Origin of the sequence: Acetobacterium sp. (genome assembly GCF_036508315.1) — a bacterium.
Taxonomy (GTDB): Bacteria; Bacillota; Clostridia; order Eubacteriales; family Eubacteriaceae; genus Acetobacterium.
Genome location: NZ_DATCHP010000071.1, coordinates 1 through 26,260, shown reverse-complemented (window position 1 = coordinate 26,260; position 26,260 = coordinate 1). Strand labels below are relative to the sequence as shown.

Below are 26,260 nucleotides of genomic sequence, written 5' to 3'. Positions count from 1 at the left end.
ATTACACTTCACAGTCATAAAATTTCTTTTTCAAATCTATTTTTTCATTCATCAAAAATTCTTTTACCTTATCAATAATTTTATCCGATGTGTTTCCATCACCATATGGGTTGACAGCATTTCTAGCATTATTTTTATATTCTTTGGTTAATGCTAAAGCAATAGCTTTTTCAATTCCTATTGCTATTGGTTCACAGTTAATGACGCTCTCTCCCTGCAACCTACCCTTTTGACGATCTCCAATATTAATTGTTGGAATTCCAAAACTTGGCGCTTCAATTAATCCACTTGATGAGTTGCCAATGACCATTGCGCAATATTTTAATGCGCTCAAATAACGAATCATCCCTAGTGAATCAAAGCCTACCGCATTATCGTGTTCTTTTATGTATGTATCAAGCATTTGGTTAATAATGCGGCCATCTGCATCTGCATTTGCTTTACTGAAAACAAAAGCCATATCTTTATGCTTTTCACAGACATTTAATATTGCTTTGAATTGATTCTCTGAATTAGAGTTTTCAAGCGTTACAGGATGAAACGTTACCATCGCATAAGGTTTATCCAGTTTAAAGTCAATAGCAATTTCAAGATCCGCCTTGCTCAGCAATTTTTCATTTTGTATATTTTCAATACCTATTGCACCTACACAAAACACCCTATCAGGCTGTTCCCCAAGTTGAATAACCCTTCTTCTATATACTTCTGTGCTTGTAAAGTGTAAGTAACTGAATTTAGAAATGGCATGGCGAATACATTCATCCACTACCCCCTCTGTCGTTTCACCACCATAGAGATGTGCAATCGGTATTTTTTGATTCATTGCAGCACAGCATACCGCCAAGGTCTCATATCGATCTCCTACTACTACTAACATATTAGGCTCAAGCTGAGCAAAGTAATCCGCAAATCCCATTATGGCCAGACCCATAGTTTTTGATATTGCTGTTGGAGTATCCGAACTTAAAAGTATTTCGATTTTTTTATCAATGCAAATTCCATCTCTTTCGATTTCTTTATAGGTTAGACCAAATTCTGGTGACAAATGTGCTCCTGTTACGACTATTCGCACATCTAACTCCGCTACTTTTATAAATTTGGTAATAATAGATTTAAGCAGCCCATATTCAGCTCTTGTAGCAGTTAATATACATATTTTCTTTTTCATCATAATTCTATTAACTCATCTTCTTTAAAATTCTTTATGGCCGTCTGTCCAAGCACCTCAAACCACATCATAGAACTAATACCATTACCAGGTCGTTTTACAGTTAGGTTTTCCTCAGTAAAAACTTCGCCCTTATTTATACAATTGCTAGCCATTATACTTTTTCTGGTAATTTTCATGTTTTTAATTTCCGATTCCGCAGGTATCTTCACACCATTGCCTAGAGCCAATTCAATATTTCGAATTGCTTTTACCATTGCTTTAAGTTCATTCGGTTCCAGGCTAGCCTTATGATCTGGGCCCTCCATATTTTTATCCATTGTAAAATGCTTTTCTATAACTATAGCACCCATTGCTACAGCAGCTATTGAAACTTCTATTCCTTTTGTATGATCAGAATATCCGATTGGCATCTTTGTCTCATCTTGAATCGTATTCATAGCCCTTAAATTCACATTTTTATATGGAGTGGGGTATTCGGTTGTGCAGTGAAGCAGTGTAATATTCCCACACCCATTTTCTTTCAACACTTTAACAGTCTCTTTTATTTCATCCATTGTACTCATACCGGTGGAAAGTATGATCGGCTTCCCAGTCTTTGCGATTTTAATTAAATAGGGCAGGTTTGTAATCTCCCCTGATGGAATCTTCCATCTTTTCATATCAAGTTTCATTAAAAAATCTATGCTATCAAGATCAAACGCAGTTGATAGAAATTCGATATTCTTATGTTTGCAATATTCATTCAGCTCAATAAATTCGTCAAAAGATAGTTCCAATTTTTTTAACATATCAAGCTGGTTTTCATTTGAATCTGTCTGCTTTTTTTGGTATTCAGCCTTCTCAGCATTTTTTGATACAAGATTCTCTGCTATAAATGTCTGAAATTTTATACAGTCAGCTCCGGCTTCTTTAGCGTTATCAACCATTTCTTTTGCGATATCAATGCTGCCATTATGGTTAACCCCAGCCTCTGCAATAATGAATACACTCATATTGTTTTAATCTCCTTACACGGATTTCCATACGCGATCATATCATCATCAATATTTTGTAATACAACACTCCCCACTCCTATGATTGTATTCGCACCAATTTTTATCTGTTGCTTTATTACGGTATTTGCCCCAATATGAGAATTTCCTCCAATTATCACTTCTCCACATAAGACTGCACCTGGTGCAATATGAGAGAACGCCCCTATTGCACAATCATGTTCTATTGTTGCAGAAGTATTAATGATTGAGCCCTTACAAAGGGATGTGCCAGCGTTAACAACCACATTTTTTCCGATATAGATGCCTGTTTCCATATTTACATCGTCACTTACAATTGCTGATGCATCTACAATATTAGGTATTTTAAAACCTATTTCTTCAAGAAGCCTAAATAGGTTAATACGGAGCGATGGATCACCGATACTACCCAGTGTCACGAAGGCATAATGATAGCTTTCCGAAAAAAACCGAGGCAAATCATCGTCAAAACCAATGACTGATACTCCTAAAATCCGGATTTCCTTGTTCTCTTTTTTATCGATGATTCCAATCTCTGAAAATTGATCAAGTTCTAAGAGGCTATCTATTACAGACTTACAGTGCCCTCCTCCCCCAACCAATAAAATTTTTTTATTCATCATACTCCAACCTTTTTCTCATCTTTTCCATCTCATCCAATTGCCCCATATCCAACCAACTATGCTCACTAATTGGATAAACCCCAATTTTTTCTCCAGCTTCTTTGTATTTCTGGATAATATCCGGAAAACCGATTGTCTTATTTTCTTCCAGCTCTTCAATAATTCTTGGTTCCACAATATACATTCCAGTATTTGTGAAAAAAGAAAGCTTTGGCTTCTCTTTCATTTCTTCTATTTCACCGGTTTCACTGATTTCAATAACACCGTATGGTATTGTTATATTCTTTAGTGAACAAACGATTGTAACGAGATTTTTCTTACTTTTATGATAATTGAAAATCTTTTTATAATCTGCTTCGATTAAAATATCACAATTTGAAAGTATGAAGGTTGAATTAATTATGCCATTTAAGAGACTTAACCCCCCCCCTGTTCCTAAGGGCTGTTCTTCGTCTATATAATTTAGTTTATAATCTTTATCCACATCATTAAAATAGGCTTTGATCATATTTCTTTTATAATTAAGAATAAGATGAAATTCTCTGCAACCATTCTTGTGAAATCGATTAATGATATGCTCTGCAATTGGAATCTCCCCAATAGGCATCAATGGCTTCGGTAAGATTTTAGTATAAGGGTATAAACGGGACCCCTCTCCTCCTGCCATTATAACTACTGGAACCTCTAGTTTTCTTTTTCTTTCGATCTTCGCGTCATTCCAAAAAACAAGAGAAACGATGTCACCATCTTCATTTAAAATCGGCAAAGCCTCAATGGAATTGTTTCGCATAAAATCTTTTGCTAAAGCTTTTTCGCTTTCATTTAAAGATTTTGGGGTGTAATTTGCTATATCTTTTACTTTGGCATCCAGGTTTCCTTTTTTAAGAATCCATCTCCTGATATCTCCATCTGTTATGGTAGCTACAAAACGGCTGTCTTTTGTAATAAATAGGACCTTCTTTGCCACTTCATCTAATAACTTCATAGCATCAAGCATCGTGCATTCTTCATCAATTAAAAAATCTTTAACATCCAAAACTTCCACCTCTTTGCTGAAATTATTTATACTTTTTAGGATACTTAAGACAATGGCTCACAAATAAAACGTCTTCCTTACTTAGATTGGTACTGCAGGGGACATTCACAATATGTTCTAAATATTTTTTTGCTTTTTCAATTTTATAGGTCTGACAATCTTCATAGGGTTTTTGGTCGCTGATCAAGCCCCATATGGGTCTTGACTGAATCCCTTTTGATGCTAAATATTCAATCATTTCATCTCTATCTAGCAGATATGGATCACTGCAATATAATCCATAAAACCAATAATTTGGTCTGATACTCTCTTTGAAGTTTAAAAGGGTCAACCCTTTAATCTCTTTGACTGATTCTCTGTATAAATTGTAATTTTCTTCTTTCACTTTAATGAAATCCTCAAGCTGTTCTAACTGAGCTAGGCCAAGAGCTGCCTGGAGATTGGTCATACGGTAATTATAGCCGATTTCATCATGGGTACAAAAAAGTTCGTCACTTTTAGCCTGGGTTGTAAGATGTTTTGCTTTGTTAAGTAAAACTTCATCATCAGAAACAATCATCCCACCACCGCCGGTTGTGATAATTTTATTTCCATTGAAGGAATAAACGCCAACATCACCGATGGTGCCAGCATATTTTTCAGCATACTTCCCATAAGTATAGTAAGTGCCTATTGCTTCTGTTGCATCTTCTATCACCTTGAGATTAAAGCGGAGGGCTAACTCCATAATTTTTTCCATATCCGCCATATTTCCAAATACATGCACAATTATAATCGCTTTTATTTGCTTACTGGTTTTAATGTTGATGAGCTTACCCTCTACAACCTTGCATTCTCTTTCACAAAACTCTGAAAGCTTGTTAGCATCCATGTTAAGTGAATCATCGCAGTCCATAAAGATTGGTTCCGCCCCTATGTATTTAACCGGATTAACTGCAGCGATGAAGGTTAATGTCGGTACAATAACTTCATCATCCCTTGTTACTCCGCATACTAAAAGTGCTGTATGCAAACCGGACGTGCCATTTTGACAAGACACTGCACCTTTTGTTTTAACATATGCTCCAATTTTTTGTTCAAATTCATTAACATACGGACCACCGGTTGACACCCATTCCGTCTCAACCGCATGGGTTAAATACTCTAATTCTCTCCCTCTTAAATTAGGAACAGATAATGGTATGAATTTATTCACTTTATTTCTCATTTCTACTTCACTCATGTTATCCAAAATTCAGAAATAAGGTTTTTCATGTATTTTTCATCCTTTTTTTTGATACTCAATTTTGGAGATTGCCCAAATACCAAACAATTACATGGTATTATCTCATCTTTAATCATGGTACCGGCTGATAAAATAACCTGATCCCCAATTTTTGTATCCCCTATTACTGTGACATTTGAATATAAGATGACATTTTTCCCCATTACCGGGTATTTACCTTTATTACCTCCAACTGTGCAACCATGATAAGAAAAAAATCCATTACTATATTTTGCTCTGCCCAATACTGTTCCCAAAGGATGCTCTACACCCCAATACTCGGGTAATTCTATTTCATAGTACCAATCTGTGGAATGTAAAATTTTGTTGAGATAATAGACTTTTGTTGCAAGTAACGAATTCCCGTCTGTATGATATATAGTGTTCGCCAGATAATATAAGAATATTGCATACTGCCCCGAATGAAATGGGGAGAAGTATACACCCTCTGCATTGTGATAATACTTGTTTTTGGTTGCTTTAAAACATTTATTTACCCTAAGCAAGGCATCCGCTAAGTATGGTGAAATATCTCCACCTTCTCCAAATATATTTGTTAACTGACGGTTAACATAATTTATCAGTTCGTTGCTGTTTAATTCCATTTGTCTGCCTCTACAAATTATAAATATCTGTTTTATATTTGTCTAAATTGCATCTGAAAAACTCAATCGTTTCAGTTATCCCTTGTTCAAACGTATAATGAGGTTCCCAACTGGTTAATCTCTTGATTTTTTCATTCGATCCTAGTAATCTATTAACCTCGCTCTTTTCAGGTCTTAATCGCTGCTCATCGCAGATAACTTTTGCATTCGGATTAATCTGTCTGATTAATTCATTTGCCAGTTCACCAATTGAAATTTCCTGTTGCGTGGCTATATTCAACTCCTCACCAATTGTACTTTCTGACTTCGCTATTTCAATAAAACCGTTTACTGTGTCTTTAACATAGTTGAAATCTCTGGTCGGAGACAATGATCCTAATTGAATCTGCTCTTTTCCCGCAAGCAACTGGGTTATGATTGTAGGTATAATCGCTCTCGCTGATTGCCTTGGCCCATAAGTATTAAAGGGTCGCACTATGGTGATTGGCATATCAAAACTTCGATAAAAGGATTCCGCCAATCGATCTCCACCAATTTTTGTAGCCGAATATGGGGATTGCCCTTGATAAGGATGTTTTTCATCAATGGGAACATATTGAGCCGTACCATATACTTCCGAAGTAGAAGTGATCAAAACCCTGGATGTCTCCAAATCTCTTGCTGCTTGCAAAACATTAAGCGTGCCTTTAATGTTTGTATCGACATAAGTATCTGGGGAATGATAACTAAAGGGAATTGCTATAAGTGCAGCAAGATGAAAAACTTCATTAACTCCCTTCATCGCTTCTCTAACACCATTCGGATCTCTGATATCACCTGGGAATACTTCAACATCCTTCATGGTTTCTTTAGATAACGTATCCAGCCATCCCCAGGTATTAAAGGAATTATAATGGGTAAAAGCTTTTACTTTCATTCCTGATTTAACCAATTCTTCAGTTAAATGGCTACCAATAAAACCGTCTGCACCTGTTATCAATATTTTTGTCATCGCTTTTACCTTTTATCCTATATCTCTTTTTGCTCCAACAGCATCTGTCAGTATCTCAATGATCTGTTGATTTAAATGACTATCTCCATATAGCAAATTAATGAATGCTTCTACGTATGCGATCAATTCTCGAATTTTATTCAACTCATTTTTTTCCATTTTTATCCGCTGAATATTCATAACCAATAAGTCATATTCCACCCGATTCATGGGCAGTGAAAAAACCTTTGCGTAATCATTTGCTTCCAGTTCGGCAATCACTTGATCCAACTTTTGATGCATTACAGAGGCTTGCTTCACATTTTTATTCATAACCAATTCACTCATTTTAATGAGTTGCTGCTTAAGTGAGGATAGCAATCCTTTATAAGTTTCATATTCTCTTTTCATTTTTGTCAATTGGGCTTTTAAATAACCTTGATCATAAAGTTCAGATTTAATGATATTTTCAAATATATTTCCCTTTGAAATTGGTGTTTTCAGGTTTATATTTATAACTTCCTGCATTGGTAGATACTGGGTTCCTTCAATCTGTGCTCCACCCACAGTTGTATTAATGATTGACATATCAAAAATTTTAATATACGCTTCCATTTGTTGTTTCATTAAATTAAGACTTTCACTGGTTAAAATGGCATTTCCATTAACATCAACTGTTTTCATTAAGCATTCATCTTTCTCTTCATCAATTGTTTCTTGGTAGTCAATTCCATCAGCATAAAGCTTATTATTTAAAAACGCTAAATTTTGCCCAACAAGAATAATTTTTTCAAACTCCAGTTTATGTAGTAGTTCCAAAGTCATAACAGCGATGGATGGCGCATCATTCACTATGATTAATTCCCTATCATTTTTCACTTTTAAAAAATAATGAGATACCGTATCCTGGCTTGTAATCATATGGCACTTCGGACCTTGATAATTTTGTAATACTTCCATTCCAACGCTACTTCCGAAAATCATTGGAATACTTGTAATTCCCATTTCATTTACTTTTTTAAATACAAATTGCTGTCCCTTTGTAGGGTCATAAGTGCACATCGCATCCGGATATATATTATAGTGCAAGAGAGTGTTAATTGCCGAACCCACACAAAATATATAGGCAAGGCCTTTTTCTTTAATCAACTTCAAATTATCGATTTCGTAATTTAAAGAAGGCCCTGCGGAAACTAATATTGCCGTTTCACCTTTAAATACACCATTATTTTCCATAATGATATTAGGCGTGGTCAATACCTCTTTAAAATTAACTGCACTGTTATATACCCATCTTTTTTTATAAGCATAATTCGTATGCAAAGTACTTCTTTTGCTTTTAATGACTTCTCTAAATTTATTTGAAAATTGAATGTATTGCTCTTCGAAAGCATTGTGATAAATAGGCAAATCCATAATAATCGTTTTTTTATCTGAATTATGTAAGAGCTTAATAAAAAATTCATCCATTGCTTGAGGCTTAACCTCACACTGAATTGTATATATTTTTTTCACCGGAAGACTATTGATATTTTTGTTGCTCAAAAAGTATTGAAATACTTCCACAGACGGTTCATAAAGTGAAAAAGTTGTATCTGGGAATCGCCTGACAAAAGAATCAATATGATAGCCTAGTCCTAAACCGTAAAAAATGACATGGGTTTTATCATCAATGTCTTCTCTTTCTTCTAATTTATCGATAATGGACTCTGCCTCATGGAGTGGGTCGTATTTACTGTGTAAATACAGCGACTTACCATCTTTTTTAATTTTCAATGTTTTAAGATTACTCCTGGTGTTTTCTAACGAAATTGAACCATGAACATTAGCCTCTTCATTCTTTTTTAATGCGTCATATAATACTGGATAATTTTTCTTTAAAAATATGATATTATCAGCTAACACTGCCATCCTCCAACCCAGGTAATAAAAATTGTAATTTATCAAACATACCTTGAAATATTGGCTTTATTTCATACAAGAGCATATCACCAATCGAAATAATGTCTTTTCCGATGATAGCGCTTTCAAGTTCAGGAATAATGACACTGAGTTTTGATACCCCTTGAACGTATTCATTCCATATTTTATAGTCATTAACAGTGTTGCTTAAATTTTTAATGGAATCGATCTGAGTTAATGATTCGATGATCCACTGGACTCCTTCAAATAAATCATTTAATTTCGTCCATGTTTCTTTATTAGGTTGCTGATAAAATTCTTCTGCTAATTGAGTTAATAAAGGAATTGCATTGCTGATATAATCATTGGCTGTTATTATGCTTTCATTGACTAAATCGGTGGTCGTTAGAAGCACGACTTCTACCTTATTTATTTCTTCTATATTCTCAGCAAAATAATTATAAAAGTCACCATAAATTGGTATTCCATCAACGATCAGATTCGAAAACCTCAGTTCTTTTTCATCTAATCTTTCATTAATCGTAGTCAGCATTTTTTCTATTATCTTTGGATCATTATCAAATTCCAATACTTCATCTTGTATGTAGATAAACATATTTTGCCCTCTTCCTTCAATTGTATACGCTTTATAAGCAATCATTTTTCCTTTCCTAATTTCATTACACATTAGGAAAGTTTTTTTGTTCTCTTTAAAAAAACAGATGGACAAAACACAAGAAAAACCGTCTCGTCTGCTTGGTTTGAAATTGTACTTCTTACTATTAATATCGACTAACGTTGATAAATATTTAGCTGTGCTCGGACTTTCTACCAAGCTTTTCATAAGATTGAATGCTCATCAGATTCTGATCCCCTTTTTCGTGATTATACAATAATTGCGCAATTTTTAAACATCTACTACATTGGGTTAATCTTAACACTTAACTCCGGCACTCTGGAATATTCATTTCGATCTTAAATCTAAACTTGATCTTACAGATAATCTAAAACATCTATTAAGTTGTTATTAATATTTTATCATAATAAAGAAACAATTCCAATGAAAACAGTGAGGCTTTGTAATCAATCGTAATAATGCATCATCAAAATGATTGATAACTCTTCTCTAAATGAAGTTGCATATTCTAAAACGAACCACAAAAAGACCACCTTAAGGTGGTCTTTTTGTAAATTTATTAATTGACAAACTTTAAATTGATTATTGTAATAATTGAAGAACGCCTTGTGGTTGTTGATTAGCTTGTGCAAGCATAGACTGAGCAGCTTGAGAGAGGATGTTGTTCTTAGTGAATTCCATCATTTCTTTAGCCATGTCAACGTCACGAATTCGAGATTCAGCAGCCGTTGCATTTTCTGAAGATGCACCTAAATTATTAATGGTATGTTCCAAACGATTTTGAACAGAACCTAACTTAGATCTTTCAGCAGATACCTTCTGTGTGGCTGCATCAATAACCTTAATCGCAACATTGGCCTGTCCCTGATTACCAACTTGTAGGTTCTCTACACCAAGAGCTGCAGAACCCATGTTTTCGATGTCAACCTGTATATTCTGACCGGTATTAGCCCCAATTTGCAAGGTCGACTGACCATCTGCACGTTGATCAGCTGCCGCCGTTGTTTCACTAAAGCTTGATAGTGCATTGGTGGCACCGGCTCGAACCACATCATTAGAATCCGTAACCGTAATGGTTATTCCGTTAGCGGCCCCTGTAAAACCATCAGTAGTTGCAGCAAGATGAACACCAGCAGCTCCACTATAGGTAGCACCGGAAGCACCTAACATTTTATCAAAGCCTACTTTAAGTGTTGCACCACCAGAGGTAGAGGCCGTTTTTGTCTGTCCGTTAATCACATACGAAATTTCAATTTTATCGCCTGATTGGATGCCTAGAGAATTACCATCTGCATCCGTAAGAGCGGAGAATTTACCGCCACTTGTAGCTGCGCCAATTGCCGTATTCGTGTTAACATTCGCTACATCAGCAGCGACGCCTTTACCCATTGAACCATCCAACAGGTTTTTCGTATTAAACTGAGTTGTGTTTGAAATACGATCGATTTCTTCGCCTAATTGATTCACTTCTTTTTGAATTTCTGCACGATCATCAGCTGTATTGGTATCATTGGCAGACTGGACTGAAAGTTCTCTCATCCTCTGTAAGATTGAGTGAGTTTCATTTAAACCACCTTCAGCAGTTTTGATTAATGAAATACCATCACTGGCATTGGCAGTAGCTTGATCCAAGCCTCTGATCTGTCCACGCATTTTTTCTGAAATTGCTAACCCTGCTGCATCATCCCCGGCTTTGTTGATTTTTAAACCGGAAGATAATTTTTCCAGGGACTTAGAAGTTGTTGCCTGGTTTGCGGCCAATTTGTTATAGGTGTTTAGTGCTGCGATATTATGATTGATTCTCATCTTTGTTTCCTCCATTAATTTATTTGCCAGTTACCCCTGACCCAGGTTGAATTGATTGAGGCTTTCCTTCGTACGTTAGGTTCGCCTAATGTTTAAAGCTTTCTTTGTTTCTAATCTATATATCGGTCTTAAGTTCATATACTTTAGCCGAAAGTTTAACTTTTTTATAATTTAATGATTTTCGCTTTTAAATGATCCAAACTGTAGGCTAAGTTAACTTCAGTCAGGATTGATTTGGCTATAATCAAAAATCCACCATTTAGGTGACTTAGGATGTAGTAAAATGGATTTCTTTTAGATCTTAAGGTCCAGTTTATCCCCTTGTGCCGGGTCGGGCATTTCCATTAAGCCCTCGGGTCGAACATAATTAGGATCCGCGCTCGCAGGTGCATAAATCGGCCCTCCCACATATTTAATAATGACTTTTGGCCGTTGGGTTATTTTCAATTCAATATCCGGTGGCACAAACTGAAAATTCTGATTTTTTTCCATCGACATTCCCCCGGGTTGCCTTCCAATATCAAAGCTAATCTCGAGACTGGCGGAATATTCTGATGCACCGAATAAATCGATCATTTGGTCAATCCCTCTGGTGGTATCCTTGAAACTGATGGGTTTTGACTCTCCATCCTCCATATTAACATTGAGCTTGAGTTTTCCATCATCGCCGTACTTTGCCGTGGCGGTATAAGTTGGATTTTCCCAATTATAAACGGAGCTTGGTTCAAAGGAATCTCGAATGGAAATCCTCATGGGATTTCCCTGAATGATTTGTTTGCCGTCGTCTTTGGATATTTTCAGCGTATCAGACTGAACCGACGACAGACGCAGGGGTTCTCTTTCCACATATTCAATTTTCATGGGAATGGTTTCTATGGTAATTAATGGTTCCATTTTTCTCCCTTCTAAAAAAGAATGATCCTTAGGGATCATTCTCTATTCTTCTCATCTATTGTATTTTTAATTTATGAACTCTTTTAGTTAACTCCTTGCCTATGACATATAATCAAACACCGAGGATTGAATAATGCTGGATCCCATCTGCAGAGCTGCCTGATAGGCCACCTTCTGGGTTTGAAACGCAATATAGGTATAGGCTGCATCAATGCCTTCGACCTCTGTTTGCCTGGTTTGCAGATTAAGTTCCTGGGCATCGTACCGGTCTGTCATAAAATTCAGGTAATTGGTTTTTGATCCAATTTCTGTGGTGACCTGGTTAGATTTACTGGATGCAGTTTGGAACAGACCCAAAAGCTTGTCCACCTTATCACTTGAGTAATTATCTGATTCAAACTCAGTAGCTATTTCGCCTAATAAATTATATAAATTATTGGAACCACCATCGGCTGTTTTTCCATTTCCAACAATATTAATTCCAGGAGTGGAATAATTGAAAACACTGTTTTTATTAACAACACCTGCAGCATCAAATGACATGCCAAGACCAACATCCACATAAAGTGAATCCGTGGCAAGCTTTTTCAACTCAGCTGAACCATCTGCTAAGGAATCCACATCAACTTTATTATAAAACAGCTTTCCGGCTTCTACTGTAAAGGGTTTTTCAGCCGTATTGCTTCCACCAAAAATATAGGAATCGGAGACGCTGCTGTTAAGGGTATCCAGCATTTGATCCTGCATGACCCGGAGCTCATTGGCAATGACTTTTCGGGTATCCGGACTTTGGGTGCCGTTTTTCCCTTGGAGTATTTTTACGGTGGCATCTGAAACCGTTTGATTAATATCGTCTAAATTGGTTTCGGAATTGGTTAAAAAATCACTGGCATGTCCGATATTATTTTGATACCCCTCAAGCTTTGACATATCTCTTCTGATCTGATAGGCTTTTATGGCCGATGACGTATCATCCGATGTTTTGGCAAATTTACGGCCTGAAGCCACCTGAGTATTTAATCGATCTAATTCCGTGGACATATTGTTTAAATTAGTGGTATATTTTGAAGTCATCATTTTATATGTAATTCGCATTGTGTTATCCATTCCTTCCTGATTGTAAGGATTTTTTTAAATCAATCGCTCTGATAAAACACTGCCTATTGACCCATTGTATTAATGATAGTATTCAGATTTTCATCCAATACGTTAAAATACCGGATAGCGGCATTATAGACTTTTTGATAGGCCATTAAGTTGGTTCCTTCTTCATTCAAAGAAACCCCGGAAACCGACTCTCGGGAAGTGGAAATAGTATCAAGCACGTTTTTAGAAGTACTTGCAAAATTTGTATTAAGCTCGACATCCATGGCAACATCCCCGAGAAGTCCGGTCATATATTCATTGAAGGTTCCATTGAAAAATGTCGTTTCAGAATCCGAATCTTTTTTGAAATCCTGATCAACGGTTAATGCATTGATCATGCGAAGCACATTATCCGCACTTCCAGGGGTTCCTTCAGGATCTATTAGATCTGTTGGATCTGGAGGATTATTAGTAGTGTTAATATAAGAAGGATCATCCAGCCAGGCCTGGGACACTTGAATGTTTGCTGCTGTAACCGCAGTTCCATCTGAGCTAGTGAACAGAGGTTTTGATGCTGGGTCAGCCGGATCAACTATCGAATTGATTTTATTGAATACATCTGCAAATTTACTGGCAAAAATGTCCATGGTTTTTTGATAATAAGGAATGCCTTTTGAATCATTTTCCTCTACGCTTGGATCTGCCGGATCTGCTGGATCTGCAAAGGCTCCTTCTCCATTAATGAGATTTAAATACCCTTTAACGGAACCATCTGAAAAAAGATTAGTAATGTCATCGGAATCAATTCCCGTTCCATTAGGGACAAAAGCAGGGTTTAAAGACGACAGTACAACCTTATCCCCGGTATCCGTGAGCTTGATGGTATTATATAAATCATTGTCCACTAAACCAATGGAGTTTCCGGTATTTTTGTCCACCAGAGAAATTGATAATCGATCAACGGTGATATCTGCCGATATTTTTTCAGGCATTCGATTGACTTTGATATTGGCGATGCCTGAAAGTTCATCAATTAGTGAATTTCTCTGATCATAAAGATCGTTGGGTGTATTCCCATATATTTCTTCGGTTCGGATTTTGTCGTTTAAATCGGCAATGCTTTTAACAGCAGCATTGATATCATTCGACACCACAACTGTTAAATCATCCACTTGTTGTTTTCTGACATCTTTGATTTGATTCGCATACATGTTCATAATTTGCGTGACTTTTTGAGCTTCGGTTCGTGTGACCTGGGCAATATCCGCACTGGTGGGGGTTTCCGAAAAGGTTTGTAAGGTGCTGATAAAGTTTGACAATTCGGTTTGCAGGCCATCGGTTTGGGCCTCATCAAAAATATTTTCCAAATCGGACAGTCCTGTAATCATCTTATCATATTGGCTGGCTTCTGCATTCTGACTCCGATAACGGGCATCTAAAAAAGGATCTCTCATTTGGGTTGTACCCACAGCTTTGGCTCCCAAACCGGTTGATAATTGAGGGGTTGCATACTTTTGAATGCCTCCGCCGCTGGTAATGGCGTTAATATCCACACGCTGTCGTGAATAGCCTTCTGTATTAATATTGGCGATATTATTACCCGTGACGTTAATGGTTGCCTGACTGGCTTCCATGGCCCTGCTTGCGACATTAAATCCTAAGAATGTTGATGACATCGAATGATCCTCCTTTCTATACTAAATGTTTTTTTCAAAGGTTTTTGGAAATGCTGAGGTTTCGGCTTCTTTTCCATCTTTCCCATAGGTTGTTTTATCTTTTTTTAATTCAAATGAAGAAATCTTTTTATTCACAACATATAGTTTTGTTTGGAGCAAACTCTGACACTGCTCTTTGTAAAATTGTACTTCTTTGATTGTGACCTCAAATTCACTGAGCAGCTTATAAAATCGCATCTGTTCTTCCTGAGGAAGCTGGAGAATTACTTCTGACAGATTTCTTCCGGATAAGTTTAATTGATTCATATAGCCTGCGACTTCTTTGTCAAAGTTTTTGATCTGGTAAAGAAAGCTTTGCTGGAGGTTGAGGTTCGTGTTTAATCCTTCAATATCATCTCCCTGAATCAGTGCAAGCTCATCCTTTAATTTGGATACCTCTTCCTGATGGAGTTTGGTTACCCCGAAAAGGTACTCGTGAAAACAATCGAGTGTATGTTTAAAATCCTTTATTGCAGACATATTAAGCCTCCTGGGTAATCATTGCGTTTTTTATTTCAGCATTTCTTCTGCCAATAACTCTGTGGGCACTTTATAGGTTCCGTTTTTAACCGATTCTTTTAATTCTTGTATCCGATCTGATGTATTTACAGATACATCCAACAAAATCGCTGACTGTGCTCCAGACAGACGTTTGTCGTCAAAGGATGCATTACGACTGCTTGAAATCTCGGCACTGTCGACCTTATTTTTTTGAGGAATCTTTTGATTTTTTTCCGCCTCAATATTTTTTGCAGCATCGTTTGAAACATCCTGAGCCTGTTTGGGTTGTACTAATTTGTTATTATTCTGAAATGTAATTTTCATCGTTAAAACCTCCCTCATCTATATTTATATTATAAACTAAATTATTTTATTATGCTTGAACTATTTGTTGAACCATTCAAATAATTTTTTCTTCTTAATCTATTTATCGTCATTCCCGGATAAAACTTTAGAAAATAGTTTTAAAGAATGAACTTTCCCTTAAACGTACCAAAGCTTCGATCATTGATCGAAGCTTTGGTAAATGAGTTAAATTTTTATCATTGTGGTCTAATATTTATCCCCTTCATCATCATTTAAAATAATTCCTGGTGCGGGTTTCTCTTTTTGCAGTTTTGCTTTAGGAGCAGCTTTTTCTTTCATTCCGGCTCCGACTCTACTCTTATGTTTTATTTTAAAGGTTCCAACCATTTCTTTTAACATTTCCGACTGGCCGGAAAGCTCTTCGCTGGCGGCAGCACTTTCTTCTGCAGTTGCAGAATTTGTTTGAACGACCTGAGAAACCTGTTCGATTCCCTGGGTGATCTGTGCAATCTCAGAAGCCTGATCGTTTGATGCCTGAGCAATATTTCCGACCAAACCTGCTACTTTTTCAATTCTTCCCAGAATTTCCTTTAAGCTTTCAGCGGTTTGATCGGCAATTTTGGTTCCCATTTCAACTTTGTCAATGGAACCTTCAATGAGCCCTGTCGTTTCCTTGGCTGCTTCGGCACTTCTTGCGGCCAGGCTTCGAACCTCTTCTGCCACAACTGCAAAGCCTTTCCCGTGTTGTCCTGCCCGAGCAGCTTCCACAGCTGCATTAAGGGCGAGGATATTGGTTTGGAAAGCTATATCATCAATGACTTTGATAATTTTTGAAATGTTTTTGGAGGAATCGTTGATTCCCACCATGGCACTGACCATTTCTTTCATTTGTTTATTGCCCAGTTCTGCATTGGTGCGAACATCAATGGCCAGCTCGTTTGCTTCATTGGCATGTATGGCATTTCGCTTAGTCTCTTCAGCAACTTCTGAAATAGAGGCGGTAAGCTCTTCAATGGAGCTGGCCTGTTCAGTTGTTCCCTGGGATAAAGCCTGACCGCCATCGGATATTTGTCTGGCTCCGGAATCAACCTGATTGGATGCAACATCAATATCCGACATGATTTCGCTTAGGCTCGTGGTAATATCATTAATTGCCAACTTTATATTCACAAAATCCCCATTATAATAGCCGGTGATTTCCTGATCAAGATTTCTTTTTCCAATTTGTTCTAAAATTTGAGTGACTTCGGTGACGATACGTTTTAAAAACTTAATAGTCTGGTTCATGTCCTCTTTAATTTTTGCGTGATGTCCTTTGTAGTCGCCGGTCATAGAGGTGTCTAAATTTCCATCTGCCAATTCTTTTAAAACATCTGAGGCTTCCTTAATGGGTGCAATAATCACATCCAGCGTTTCATTAAAGCCTTTAATGACTCTGGCATATTCTCCTGGGAATTGACTGGCGTCTCCCCGATGATTTAAATCTCCGGCAATGGCAATTCTGGCCATCCCTTCGGTTTCAGTTACAAGCAAATTGACGTTTTCAATCATTAGAATCAAACTTGGCATTAAGTTGTCCTGTTCCGATCTTTTCCCGGTTTGTTTCAAATCTTCTAAATCCTGCATATCGCCTTTGGCAATATTGGTTGCAATACTAACAATATGACCAAGCTTCCAATGGATCACATTGATAGACTTTGATATTTCATTGTAAATGCCTAAATATTCTCCCTCTATCTTATCTGTGAAATCATTGACGCTCATTTGACCAAGGATTTTATTTCCTTCAACCAAAGCCCCCAAACCATTAATGCAGGCATTGAGATTATTTTTAAGTTCATTAAAGTCTCCGCTGTAGGCCACCGTGATTTTTGGAGGGATTTGACCTTTTCCGATTTTAGCAATTGCTTCTGAGGCCATATTCAGTGGTCCGACCACAGCATCAAGGGTGTCGTTAACACCTTCTAATATCTCTTTGAATCCACCCTTGAAAGCTGCTGCATTTGCTCTTGTATCCAGTCGGCCTTCTACGGCGGACCTGGAAAGCATATTGGCCTCAGTAATCAACCCTCTTATGGACTCAATGGTCTGTTTAAGCGCCGGGGTAATTTCATCGTTAACATCGTTAATTTCTATATTTGCGGATACATCCCCATTGGAAATCCGGTTTATGGTACCGATGACCTGATTTTGGAGGTTATCTGCCAAACTATCCATGGCTATGGCCATTTCTCCTATTTCATCACTGGAATCCATGTTCAACCGAAGTCCCAGATGTCCCATACTCATTTCCTTAATCATATGATTCGCTTTTTTCAAAGGTTTAACAATGATTGAACTGAGGAAAAGTCCTAAACCAATTGCAATGAGTGCACCCATAATGGTGATGATAATCATGATTAAAATGGTACTGTTTCCCTGGGCTATATTTGAATCCGCCGTTGCCTTTGCAGCTTCTACTTTCATGGCGACGATTTTGGCAATGGCATCCTGTTCAGCTACCGTTGCTTTTCCAGCCGGGCTGTCAGGACTCATCAGTAAGAAAGCTTCAGCATCGAGATTCTGGGCGGCAAGGTTCGTTAACTGATCAAGATGTCCATTATAGCCATTCCGGGCATTTATAAATTCGTCAAATGCTGCTCTTTCATTATCTGAAAGGATTGTTTTTTCGAATTCCGCTGCTACCGCATCTATTTGCGCTCTCCGTTCAGCGATTTTATCTGCATTTATTTTTATGGATTGGGGATCATTTGCAAGAATCATGTCTCTTAGATTTACGCGCATTGTCTGAAACGCCGTTGATATTTGTCCAATTTGAGACACTGGCACCGTTATATTTTCATAAAGCGCAGTATCCGAATCATCTAGAGCCTTAATATTAACAATTCCTACTATACCTACGATCGCGGCTATGATTGCAACAATGATAAATCCGGATAAAAGTTTGGCACTTATTTTCATGTTATTAATCCATTCCATAATCAGTCAACCTCCTGTTTTTTATTTTCATGTTATACTTATCGTCATTTTTTGATAAAGCTTTAGCCAAATTAACCATCGAATGACAATTCCTATTATTCGTTCAAAAAAAATGAAGGTCCAAGCTTTCACTTTATTTAAATAAACAATTGATGAAAGTTTTTCCTTCTATTTTCTCATTTTTTTGATAAATAACGAACGATTTCTTCGGCTATTTCTTCCAATGGCAATTGTTTCATGACCGCTCCGATATTAAAGGCAACCATTGGCATTCCATAAACAATGGAGGTTTTTTCATCCTGACCAATGGTAGTTGCTCCGCTTTTTTTCATATTCAACAAGCCCTTGGCTCCGTCTCGGCCCATTCCGGTTAATATCACACCAATTGCTTTTTTGCCTGCCAATTCTGCCACCGAATCAAAAAGAACATCCACTGAAGGACAATGCCCGCTGATTCTTTCCTCTTTTGTGCATTTGACGAAAAATTCTGATGCTTTTTTAGTAAGCCGCATCTGATAATCCCCAGGTGCAATGAGTACCCTTCCGGGTCTTAATGCATCCCCATCTTCTGCCTCTTTCACTTCAAGATCACATGAATGATTAAGTCTTTCGGCATATAACCGCGTGAAAACCGGTGGCATGTGCTGGACTATTAATATCGGGGGCATATCCCTTGGCAATGCTGAAATCACCGAAAAGATCGCTTCTGTTCCTCCCGTTGAAGCGCCTATGGCTATTACTGTGTTAACCATATCAAATCCTTTACCGGAGACAAGGTTTTTAGGGGTATACTCTTTCTTTTGATTTCCTACCTTTGCTGTGGATGCAATTTTAATTTTAACTTTCAGTTCATTAATGAAAGAACTCATCCCACCTGGCCGAGTCATGTCAGGTTTTGTTACAAATTCAACAGCCCCGGCTTTTAATGCATCCAAAACGTTGTTGGAACTGGAACTGACAACAATCACTGGCAAAGGGTATTGGGGCATCAGCTTTTTTAAAAATTCAATTCCGTTCATTTTTGGCATTTCCACGTCTAAAGTTAAGACATCCGGCTTTAATTTTAAAATCAGATCCCTTGCAATAAATGGATCCGAGGCTGTTCCAACAACTTCAATACCTAAATCCTTTGTCATTTCTCTTGACAATGTTTCTCTGAACACAAGTGAATCATCTACGATTAATACCTTTATCTTTTGTCTCACGCTCATCTGAACCGACCCCTTATAATTTCCTATGCAATATCCTCAATTTGTTCTATTTCGCTGTTCTTAAGCAATCTCTCGCATTCCAATAGTAGTTGAACCTTTCCGCCTACCATTCCGATCCCTTTAATAAAACGGTTTTCGAATCCCGTTTTATTAGCAGGCGGAGGCGAAATCGCTGCATCGTCAATGGTCAGAACTTCTTCAACATTATCTACAATTAACCCCACGGAAACTTCCTGAATGTCAATAACAATAATACAGGTTCGGTCATTGTAATCAATGGCTTCTTTCTCAAACTTAAGTCGAACATCAATAACCGGTATAATCTTGCCTCTTAAATTTATAATCCCTTTGATATAGGATGGAACTTCCGGCACTTTAGTAATTGATTGAATACCTACAATTTCAGTTACATATTTAATTTCAATCCCAAATACTTCTTCCTCTAAGCTAAAGGTTAAAAACCTTCCGTGCTGGGTATCTTCTTCAAAATTGTTTTTTTCAATATCAATCTCAGTCATTTTAATTCTCCTTTTACTTAGTCTTTATTAGCGATTTTCTAATCTGCACTGTTATTTTTTCAGCTTTTTCTCAATTGGAACCTGTCAATCATTTGTTTGAGTAATTCAGCCTGGCCGGAGAGTTCTTCACTTGCCGCCGCACTTTCCTCAGCTGTTGCCGAATTGTTTTGAACGACCTGGGCGACCTGTTCAACGCCCTGATTAATCTGTGCGATGCCGGTTGCCTGTTCGTTTGAGGCTACCGCAATATTTTCAACCAAATTCGACACTTTTTCAATACCATCGACTATTTCATTAAGCGCAGATGCTGTTTCATCGGCAATTCTGGTGCCTGTCTGCACTTTCTCTATGGACCCTTCAATTAAGACGGTTGTCTCTTTGGCAGCATCGGCACTTCGGGCTGCCAGGCTGCGTACTTCTTCGGCTACTACTGCAAACCCCTTGCCATGCTGGCCTGCTCTTGCTGCTTCCACTGCTGCGTTTAGTGCCAGAATATTTGTTTGAAAAGCAATATCATCAATGACTTTTATAATTTTTGATATATTCACCGATGACTTGTTGATTTCCACCATTGAATCCTGCATTTCAGACATTTGTGAATTGCCTTTAGCAGCATTACCCATGACTTCTGTTGTCAGTTCTCTGGCTTGATTTGCATTAACGGCATTGTTTTTTGTCTGGGATGCGATTTCAGTAATGGATGCCGTCAATTCCTCTATTGAGCTTGCCTGTTCTGTTGAACCCTGGGCTAATGATTGACTTCCCTCTGATACTTGATCTGAACCTGTGGAAACCTGTTCTGACGCATCATTAATATCACTCATCACAGAATTTAAAGACTCAATAATGATATTCAATGCGCTGGAAATATCTCCAAAGTCTCCTTGATAGTCACTGATATTTTTAATATCAAGATTTCCATTTGCAATTTGTCCGGTAATTGTTGATATGTCTGTTACAATCCTTTTTAAATTGCCAGCAGTGTTATTAACGGATTGTTTTAATTGGTCAAAATCACCTTTGTACGATCCGGACACGGTCGCTTCTAAATTTCCAATAGAAATCTCATTCATGACTTTCATGACTTCTAAGATTGGTTTTTCAATGACATCAAGAATATTATTCATGCCGCTAACCAGAGTTTTCCATGCCCCTTTGAATTTCGTAGCATCTCCTCTAATTTCCAGTTTTCCTTCTACCGCTGCGGTTGTCATTATTGAGGCATCATCAATTAAACTCCCAATTGATTTTTTAACTTCAACTAAGCTTTCGCCAATTTTGCTGAATTGTTCACTGACTTCAACCGTATATTCACCTGCTTTTTGAATATTCATGTCAAAGTCCATGTCACCTTCTGATAAGAGGATCAAGTTTTTTTCTAGTCTTGATACTTCTTCATTTGTATAATTGCTGACACTTATAATGGATGTTAAATCCGTGACTATTTCAACAAAGCCTGTTTTCTCACCGTTACGATTTCTGAGATAGGCCGTATCCTGTTTGTTATTTCTGCCAACCCAATCAAAATAACTATCGCTTAAACCTTGATCCACCAGCCGTCTTATTCCACAACCTTCGGTATTACAGATGTTTGCTCCGGCGTTACAGCAATCCATTCCATAGGCTGCTTCGCGATTTTTTATCACACCATTGGCAATCATTAAATCTGAAAATGCTTTATTCAGATAGGTCCATTTCATATTGCTGTCAGTTACGTGAATAGGGAATGGAATCCCATCGAGTATGGATTCATACCATACTACTTTATCAACAGCGGTATCCATTGTTTGATTGAGACCTTCGATTATCTTCTTAAAATCTCCTGAGTACTTTTTAGTTTCGGCTCTTTTTGTAAAATCACCTTTGGCAGCTGCTTTTGAAAGCATCGTGTTATCTGAAACAAGATTTACAATGGCATTTTTGATAGCAATCAAACTTTTTCCAAGCAAATCTTTATCAGACCCTGGTTGTATTTCCACTGACAACTCCCCGGAAGCCAGACTCATCGCTGCATCAGACTGCGTTCTGATATGATGGGCAATTGTTCCAAAAGAAGTGGTAAGCTGTCCAAATTCGTCATTTGAGATTTTATCAGTGCGATCCAACCCCAGGTTATCATCACCCATTGCAAGTCTATCTGCTTCAATTGCAAGCCTTTTTATGGGTTTCACGAATCCTCTGGTAATCAAAATAATAATTCCAATCATTACCAGCAGTCCTATTCCGAATGTTGTCAGCATAACCTTTTGAACCATGGCGAACTGTTCCGGGTTTGCTATGACCTGTTTCACACTGCTTAACGAGATCACTGCTACAATAGAAAATATTACTGCAAGTGGTAATCCGATGGAAAGAAGTGCTTTTGAAAATAAACTTTTGTTTTGTTTCATCCTTTTTCTCCTCTGCATTGCTATTATGAGAAAGTATTCTTTCCTGATTAGTGTATCGACATATTTCAACAAAACTTTACTCTAAAAAAAGTTATTTTCATCGTTATTTTGAGTGAAAAATCTCACATCAACATCCTGTTAATATTCTTTGATTTGTCTGTTAAGGGATTGAATCTTCATAATCCCGGTTTCAAGATCAAAATATTGGGTTCTCCCATAGTTTAATCCTGTATCTTCGGCGAGAATGGGGATTTTCAAATCGTATAATACCTTTTTAACACTTTGAATATTTCTCTCCCCGATTCCTCCGATTTTACTTCCCGGCTGTGTTTCAAACATTTGAGCGCCGCCGGCAATTTTAGCGGTAATTCGATTGGTTCCAAAACTATTTTTCTTTAATTCCTTTACTAAATCTATTATGGCGGTATCTGCAAATTTCATGCGATTTATTTCTTTGTTTGTAAAATTAGTGCTGTCCGGAAGCATAATATGGGATAAGCCGCCAATTTTTAAAACCCGATCATAGAGACAAACCCCTACACAAGATCCTAATGCATAGGTCACAATGACTTCAGGTGCTTTTGAAAACTTATAATCTGAAATGCCAACGACGATTAACGAACTCATAGATCAAGTCCTAATTTTTGCATGATAATTTTTAATGTTTCAATTTCCGCAAACATAATAATATTACTTTTTAAATGATTTGACTCTCCAAAGAAATTTTCTTCAATAAACATCAGTTTGTCTCCCAATGCTCCAAATTCAATAATAGGAACACTCATAATCGCCCCAACCATGTCGATGGCAACATAGGGAACGGTTACATTAATGGTTAATCCTGTTAATGCGGCAATTGAATTAATATAGGTAGAACTTAAAATATTTCCAATTTCTTTAATGGCCGAAAGTTTCATCTCGGTTAATTCCCCGTCATCATCATCCTCGCCTACCAAAATATTCATAATACCTTTGGCATCTTCCATATTTAACAGGAACATAATCATCCCATTGGCTTCGCCGTTAAAACTCACCAAAACTCCTACTGTCATGGTTTCAGCGCCGCCCAATTCGTGTACCGCTTCATTAAAGCCGGTGATTGTGACCTTGGGAATGCTCATTTCCACTTTTTCATCCAACATTGTCGCTAAGGCTGTGGCCGCATTGCCGGCTCCTATATTGCCAATTTCGCGTAATAAATCAATTTGTTCATCGTTAAGTTCTTCATAGTTTTCAAACAAGTCAGCTCCTCTTTTCTTCACTATTATTTGGAAAACATTATTTTGTTTTTATAACACTGTTTGTACAATTCTGTCATGTTCCCAGTAGATTTTACACCGCACCAGATTGTCCAGGTCAAATTGAAAAACTTTATCCCCAAAACTGATTCGTACACCCTGATATAATTTACTTTTGGAGATGACGCAACCAGGATATTCTATTTTTGGTTCATTTTCCAATTTTTTTATTTCCTGCATGCTACTTTTAATCTTATCCTTTAATCTGGGAATTTGTAAGTTAATCGTTTTCTTCTGAAGTCTTTCAAGCATGGAGAGCTCATCTTCAGGCAAAGTCGATTGGTTTAACTGATTAGCTTTTTCCATTAAACCCTGTAGTTGAATGGCGTCTTTCTGAATCTCCAATTTCAGCTTTTCTATTGAATGAATGTCTACTGTTTCTATTCCCAGAATTTTTATTTTTGTAATACGTTCTTTTTCGGTACCAATCTCTTTTGCTGACAACTCTCCTGCCAAACTAATTTCGCCGCCATTAATTAATGCTTTACTTCCGGCTAATTTGATGTTGCCCAAACAGGTTATTTTACTATCTATAATATAATCCGCAGTAATATCACCCTTAACGTTAAGAATGGCATTTTCAATATAATGGCAGTTAAGATTCTTACCGGCGGTAATTTCTTTTCTGCTTCCGCCATTCAATCCTTTTGAAATATGTATATTCCCAGCCGCTTCTATTTCGGCATCTTCTACGACTCCTTTTATGATGATGTTTCCGTCGGATTTTACAGAAAACCCGGTGCAAACATCGCCATCAATGATTACATCTCCTCCAAAATGAATGTTTCCGGTGGAAAAATCAACATTCGAAGAAACATATAGCATATCGTTAATATCCAATGTCTTTCCAGTAAACTTAACAATCCCATCACAGGTTGAAATAATTTTTGTTTTATCTTCATTGAGTATGGAATTTTTCCCAACCGAAAAAAACGGCTCTTTGCCATTATTTGCAATAATCGTTTCTCCGAAAATATTTTTGCCGTCTATTCCTTCCTTTTCTTTTGTTATTTCACATAGGACCTGATCCTTCTTGACCATTTGAAAATAGTTGAGGTTCTTATAGTCAACTTTGCCCTGTTCATCTTCGCTGTATTCCGGATGGTATTCAGAATCTCTCGCAACAAAATATTGAATACTTCCATCCTCTCCATCAATGGCCTTCTGGCCGACCGCCACGTTAATTTTCAGATTAAAAATTGGTCTTTGTGCTAACTTTAGAACTGATATTTCATTAATCCCATAAAGAATTTTATTTTCTGTCAGGGCTTCATTTAATTCTTCCTTTGAAAATGAGGTAGCACCTTCGGTGTTCTTTGTCAGCTTGATATAACCCTGCATGCCATCTTCACTCATTAGAACGTCAATTAAACTCGGACTTTCATTTGGGGAAGCTTTTTCTTTATCCATGTTCTTTCTCCTGTGTTTTCTAATCCAAATTTGATTTTGTTTTTTATCTGAGTTGATTAACTATTTTCTCCATTTCATCGGTTGTTTGAAGCATTTTCGCATTAAATGAAAAACTTTTAGACGCTTCAATCATTTTCACCATTTCACTCGATATATCAGCAGCCGAGCTTTCTAAATATCCCGGTTTAATGCTGCCTTGATTATAGATTGTTCCCTGGCCGGATTCAATGGTTGCTTCAAATTGATTGTTTCCCAATAATTTAAGTCCATAGGGATTTGAAAAATTAAATAACCCCACCGCTTTCGAATCAAAACCTTGTGATATCTCTATCTTTTGACTGTCCGATCCTAAAACATAATTTCCGGCATTATCCACTAAATACTCATTATTTCCTTCAACGCTGATGCTAAATGCGCCATTACGAGTATAGGTTACGGCATTTGACCCTTTGTTTTGGATGGCAAAAAACCCTTCATCTAAAATGGCACAGTCTAATGGAGCATCGGTTTTCACCAGGGTTCCCGGGGTAAAATCAATGCCGGTGCTTTCAACCTTCGCGCCACTTCCGGTACTGATAAGATTTCCGGATCCGCCATTGACATTGCTATACAATAAGGATGAAAACTCTGTTTGCTGGGGTTTAAAAGCTGTGGTATTGAGATTTGCAATATTATTGGAAATATTATTTAAATAGGTTTGGTTGCTTAATAAGCCTTGCGCTGCTGTATAATATCCTTTGATCATAATTTCTGTTTCCTTTCTGAATTAACCAATTTTTCCAACTTGATTGGCGCTGATTTCATTAATCCGATCGTATATTTTTAGAACTTGGGCACAGGATTGAAAATTGTTTTGTCTGGAAATCATCTGACTCATTTCCGTTGTCATATCAGTATTGGATTTTTCAATAGAACCTTGTATGGT

Annotated in this window: 24 protein-coding genes; all 24 read right to left on the bottom strand. The window is 37.2% G+C overall.

All coding sequences use genetic code 11. From position 1 onward, the window contains the following. Position 1: 1 nt before the first annotated feature. The gene (neuC, locus tag VIK44_RS09345) at positions 2–1,168 is read right to left on the bottom strand and encodes a UDP-N-acetylglucosamine 2-epimerase (RefSeq protein ID WP_331553670.1); all 1,167 of its coding nucleotides are present in this window, start codon (positions 1,166–1,168) and stop codon (positions 2–4) included. Further along, entirely contained in the window at positions 1,168–2,163 is a 996-nt protein-coding gene (gene neuB, locus VIK44_RS09340) for an N-acetylneuraminate synthase (RefSeq protein ID WP_331553631.1), read from the bottom strand. Before neuB ends, neuC begins: the two co-directional genes overlap by 1 nt. Continuing rightward, a complete protein-coding gene (locus VIK44_RS09335) occupies positions 2,160–2,807 on the bottom strand; it encodes an acetyltransferase (RefSeq protein ID WP_331553630.1) in 648 nt (215 codons plus the stop codon). Before VIK44_RS09335 ends, neuB begins: the two co-directional genes overlap by 4 nt. Beyond that, a complete protein-coding gene (locus VIK44_RS09330) occupies positions 2,797–3,843 on the bottom strand; it encodes a sugar phosphate nucleotidyltransferase (protein WP_331553629.1) in 1,047 nt (348 codons plus the stop codon). The genes VIK44_RS09335 and VIK44_RS09330 overlap by 11 nt, the downstream gene beginning before the upstream one ends. A gap of 22 nt (positions 3,844–3,865) precedes the next feature. Further along, positions 3,866–5,038 (bottom strand): LegC family aminotransferase, encoded by a 1,173-nt coding sequence (locus tag VIK44_RS09325; RefSeq protein ID WP_331553628.1) that lies wholly within the window; start codon positions 5,036–5,038, stop codon positions 3,866–3,868. 23 nt (positions 5,039–5,061) lie between these two features. Next, entirely contained in the window at positions 5,062–5,712 is a 651-nt protein-coding gene (locus tag VIK44_RS09320) for a transferase (protein WP_331553626.1), read from the bottom strand. A 10-nt stretch (positions 5,713–5,722) separates the two neighbouring features. Continuing rightward, complete coding sequence (locus VIK44_RS09315; protein ID WP_331553625.1) at positions 5,723–6,703, bottom strand: NAD-dependent 4,6-dehydratase LegB; 981 nt, start codon at positions 6,701–6,703, stop codon at positions 5,723–5,725. A gap of 12 nt (positions 6,704–6,715) precedes the next feature. Further along, on the bottom strand, positions 6,716–8,587 hold the full coding sequence (locus VIK44_RS09310) for a motility associated factor glycosyltransferase family protein (RefSeq protein ID WP_331553624.1): 1,872 nt from the start codon (positions 8,585–8,587) through the stop codon (positions 6,716–6,718). Beyond that, positions 8,577–9,245, bottom strand: a complete 669-nt coding sequence (locus VIK44_RS09305) for a hypothetical protein (RefSeq protein WP_331553623.1) — start codon at positions 9,243–9,245, stop codon at positions 8,577–8,579. The genes VIK44_RS09310 and VIK44_RS09305 overlap by 11 nt, the downstream gene beginning before the upstream one ends. Positions 9,246–9,803: 558 nt before the next feature. Continuing rightward, positions 9,804–11,027 carry a flagellin gene (locus tag VIK44_RS09300; protein WP_331553622.1) on the bottom strand — a complete coding sequence of 408 codons (1,224 nt, stop codon included), beginning with the start codon at positions 11,025–11,027 and terminating at the stop codon, positions 9,804–9,806. A 294-nt stretch (positions 11,028–11,321) separates the two neighbouring features. Further along, positions 11,322–11,921, bottom strand: a complete 600-nt coding sequence (locus VIK44_RS09295; RefSeq protein WP_331553621.1) for a hypothetical protein — start codon at positions 11,919–11,921, stop codon at positions 11,322–11,324. 99 nt (positions 11,922–12,020) lie between these two features. Then, on the bottom strand, positions 12,021–13,028 hold the full coding sequence (locus VIK44_RS09290; RefSeq protein WP_331553620.1) for a hypothetical protein: 1,008 nt from the start codon (positions 13,026–13,028) through the stop codon (positions 12,021–12,023). 53 nt (positions 13,029–13,081) lie between these two features. Next, a complete protein-coding gene (gene flgK, locus VIK44_RS09285) occupies positions 13,082–14,683 on the bottom strand; it encodes a flagellar hook-associated protein FlgK (RefSeq protein WP_331553619.1) in 1,602 nt (533 codons plus the stop codon). 21 nt (positions 14,684–14,704) lie between these two features. Next, a complete protein-coding gene (gene flgN / locus VIK44_RS09280) occupies positions 14,705–15,202 on the bottom strand; it encodes a flagellar export chaperone FlgN (RefSeq protein WP_331553618.1) in 498 nt (165 codons plus the stop codon). Between the two features lie 30 nt (positions 15,203–15,232). Then, entirely contained in the window at positions 15,233–15,547 is a 315-nt protein-coding gene (locus VIK44_RS09275) for a flagellar biosynthesis anti-sigma factor FlgM (protein WP_331553617.1), read from the bottom strand. 228 nt (positions 15,548–15,775) lie between these two features. Then, a complete protein-coding gene (locus VIK44_RS09270) occupies positions 15,776–18,508 on the bottom strand; it encodes a methyl-accepting chemotaxis protein (RefSeq protein ID WP_331553616.1) in 2,733 nt (910 codons plus the stop codon). A 176-nt stretch (positions 18,509–18,684) separates the two neighbouring features. Further along, complete coding sequence (locus VIK44_RS09265) at positions 18,685–19,719, bottom strand: chemotaxis response regulator protein-glutamate methylesterase (protein WP_331553615.1); 1,035 nt, start codon at positions 19,717–19,719, stop codon at positions 18,685–18,687. 23 nt (positions 19,720–19,742) lie between these two features. After that, on the bottom strand, positions 19,743–20,237 hold the full coding sequence (locus tag VIK44_RS09260; protein WP_331553614.1) for a chemotaxis protein CheW: 495 nt from the start codon (positions 20,235–20,237) through the stop codon (positions 19,743–19,745). 59 nt (positions 20,238–20,296) lie between these two features. Then, positions 20,297–22,627, bottom strand: coding sequence for a methyl-accepting chemotaxis protein (locus VIK44_RS09255; RefSeq protein ID WP_331553613.1), 2,331 nt, complete (start codon positions 22,625–22,627; stop codon positions 20,297–20,299). A 138-nt stretch (positions 22,628–22,765) separates the two neighbouring features. After that, positions 22,766–23,254: a chemotaxis protein CheD gene (locus VIK44_RS09250; RefSeq protein WP_331553612.1), complete on the bottom strand. Its 489-nt coding sequence runs from the start codon at positions 23,252–23,254 to the stop codon at positions 22,766–22,768. Continuing rightward, positions 23,251–23,868, bottom strand: coding sequence for a chemotaxis protein CheC (locus VIK44_RS09245; RefSeq protein WP_331553611.1), 618 nt, complete (start codon positions 23,866–23,868; stop codon positions 23,251–23,253). Before VIK44_RS09245 ends, VIK44_RS09250 begins: the two co-directional genes overlap by 4 nt. A 48-nt stretch (positions 23,869–23,916) precedes the next feature. Continuing rightward, positions 23,917–25,335 (bottom strand): FapA family protein, encoded by a 1,419-nt coding sequence (locus VIK44_RS09240; protein WP_331553610.1) that lies wholly within the window; start codon positions 25,333–25,335, stop codon positions 23,917–23,919. Positions 25,336–25,378: 43 nt separating this feature from the next. Then, positions 25,379–26,080: a flagellar hook-basal body protein gene (locus VIK44_RS09235; RefSeq protein WP_331553609.1), complete on the bottom strand. Its 702-nt coding sequence runs from the start codon at positions 26,078–26,080 to the stop codon at positions 25,379–25,381. A gap of 21 nt (positions 26,081–26,101) precedes the next feature. Beyond that, positions 26,102–26,245: a flagellar basal body rod C-terminal domain-containing protein gene (locus VIK44_RS14245; RefSeq protein ID WP_414637072.1), complete on the bottom strand. Its 144-nt coding sequence runs from the start codon at positions 26,243–26,245 to the stop codon at positions 26,102–26,104. Positions 26,246–26,260 lie beyond the last annotated feature (15 nt).

Bases quoted from the DNA above. Each gene is read 5' to 3' on its own strand.
- VIK44_RS09250 (WP_331553612.1), bottom strand. From the start codon at position 23,254: ATGAGTTCGTTAATCGTCGTTGGCATTTCAGATTATAAGTTTTCAAAA.
- VIK44_RS09270 (WP_331553616.1), bottom strand. From the start codon at position 18,508: ATGGAATGGATTAATAACATGAAAATAAGTGCCAAACTTTTATCCGGA.
- VIK44_RS09305 (WP_331553623.1), bottom strand. From the start codon at position 9,245: ATGATTGCTTATAAAGCGTATACAATTGAAGGAAGAGGGCAAAATATG.
- VIK44_RS09265 (WP_331553615.1), bottom strand. From the start codon at position 19,719: ATGAGCGTGAGACAAAAGATAAAGGTATTAATCGTAGATGATTCACTT.
- VIK44_RS09320 (WP_331553626.1), bottom strand. From the start codon at position 5,712: ATGGAATTAAACAGCAACGAACTGATAAATTATGTTAACCGTCAGTTA.
- VIK44_RS09240 (WP_331553610.1), bottom strand. From the start codon at position 25,335: ATGGATAAAGAAAAAGCTTCCCCAAATGAAAGTCCGAGTTTAATTGAC.
- neuC (WP_331553670.1), bottom strand. From the start codon at position 1,168: ATGAAAAAGAAAATATGTATATTAACTGCTACAAGAGCTGAATATGGG.
- VIK44_RS09300 (WP_331553622.1), bottom strand. From the start codon at position 11,027: ATGAGAATCAATCATAATATCGCAGCACTAAACACCTATAACAAATTG.
- VIK44_RS09295 (WP_331553621.1), bottom strand. From the start codon at position 11,921: ATGGAACCATTAATTACCATAGAAACCATTCCCATGAAAATTGAATAT.
- flgN (WP_331553618.1), bottom strand. From the start codon at position 15,202: ATGTCTGCAATAAAGGATTTTAAACATACACTCGATTGTTTTCACGAG.
- VIK44_RS09255 (WP_331553613.1), bottom strand. From the start codon at position 22,627: ATGAAACAAAACAAAAGTTTATTTTCAAAAGCACTTCTTTCCATCGGA.
- VIK44_RS09235 (WP_331553609.1), bottom strand. From the start codon at position 26,080: ATGATCAAAGGATATTATACAGCAGCGCAAGGCTTATTAAGCAACCAA.
- neuB (WP_331553631.1), bottom strand. From the start codon at position 2,163: ATGAGTGTATTCATTATTGCAGAGGCTGGGGTTAACCATAATGGCAGC.
- VIK44_RS09335 (WP_331553630.1), bottom strand. From the start codon at position 2,807: ATGATGAATAAAAAAATTTTATTGGTTGGGGGAGGAGGGCACTGTAAG.
- VIK44_RS09260 (WP_331553614.1), bottom strand. From the start codon at position 20,237: ATGACTGAGATTGATATTGAAAAAAACAATTTTGAAGAAGATACCCAG.
- flgK (WP_331553619.1), bottom strand. From the start codon at position 14,683: ATGTCATCAACATTCTTAGGATTTAATGTCGCAAGCAGGGCCATGGAA.
- VIK44_RS09275 (WP_331553617.1), bottom strand. From the start codon at position 15,547: ATGAAAATTACATTTCAGAATAATAACAAATTAGTACAACCCAAACAG.
- VIK44_RS09315 (WP_331553625.1), bottom strand. From the start codon at position 6,703: ATGACAAAAATATTGATAACAGGTGCAGACGGTTTTATTGGTAGCCAT.
- VIK44_RS09290 (WP_331553620.1), bottom strand. From the start codon at position 13,028: ATGGATAACACAATGCGAATTACATATAAAATGATGACTTCAAAATAT.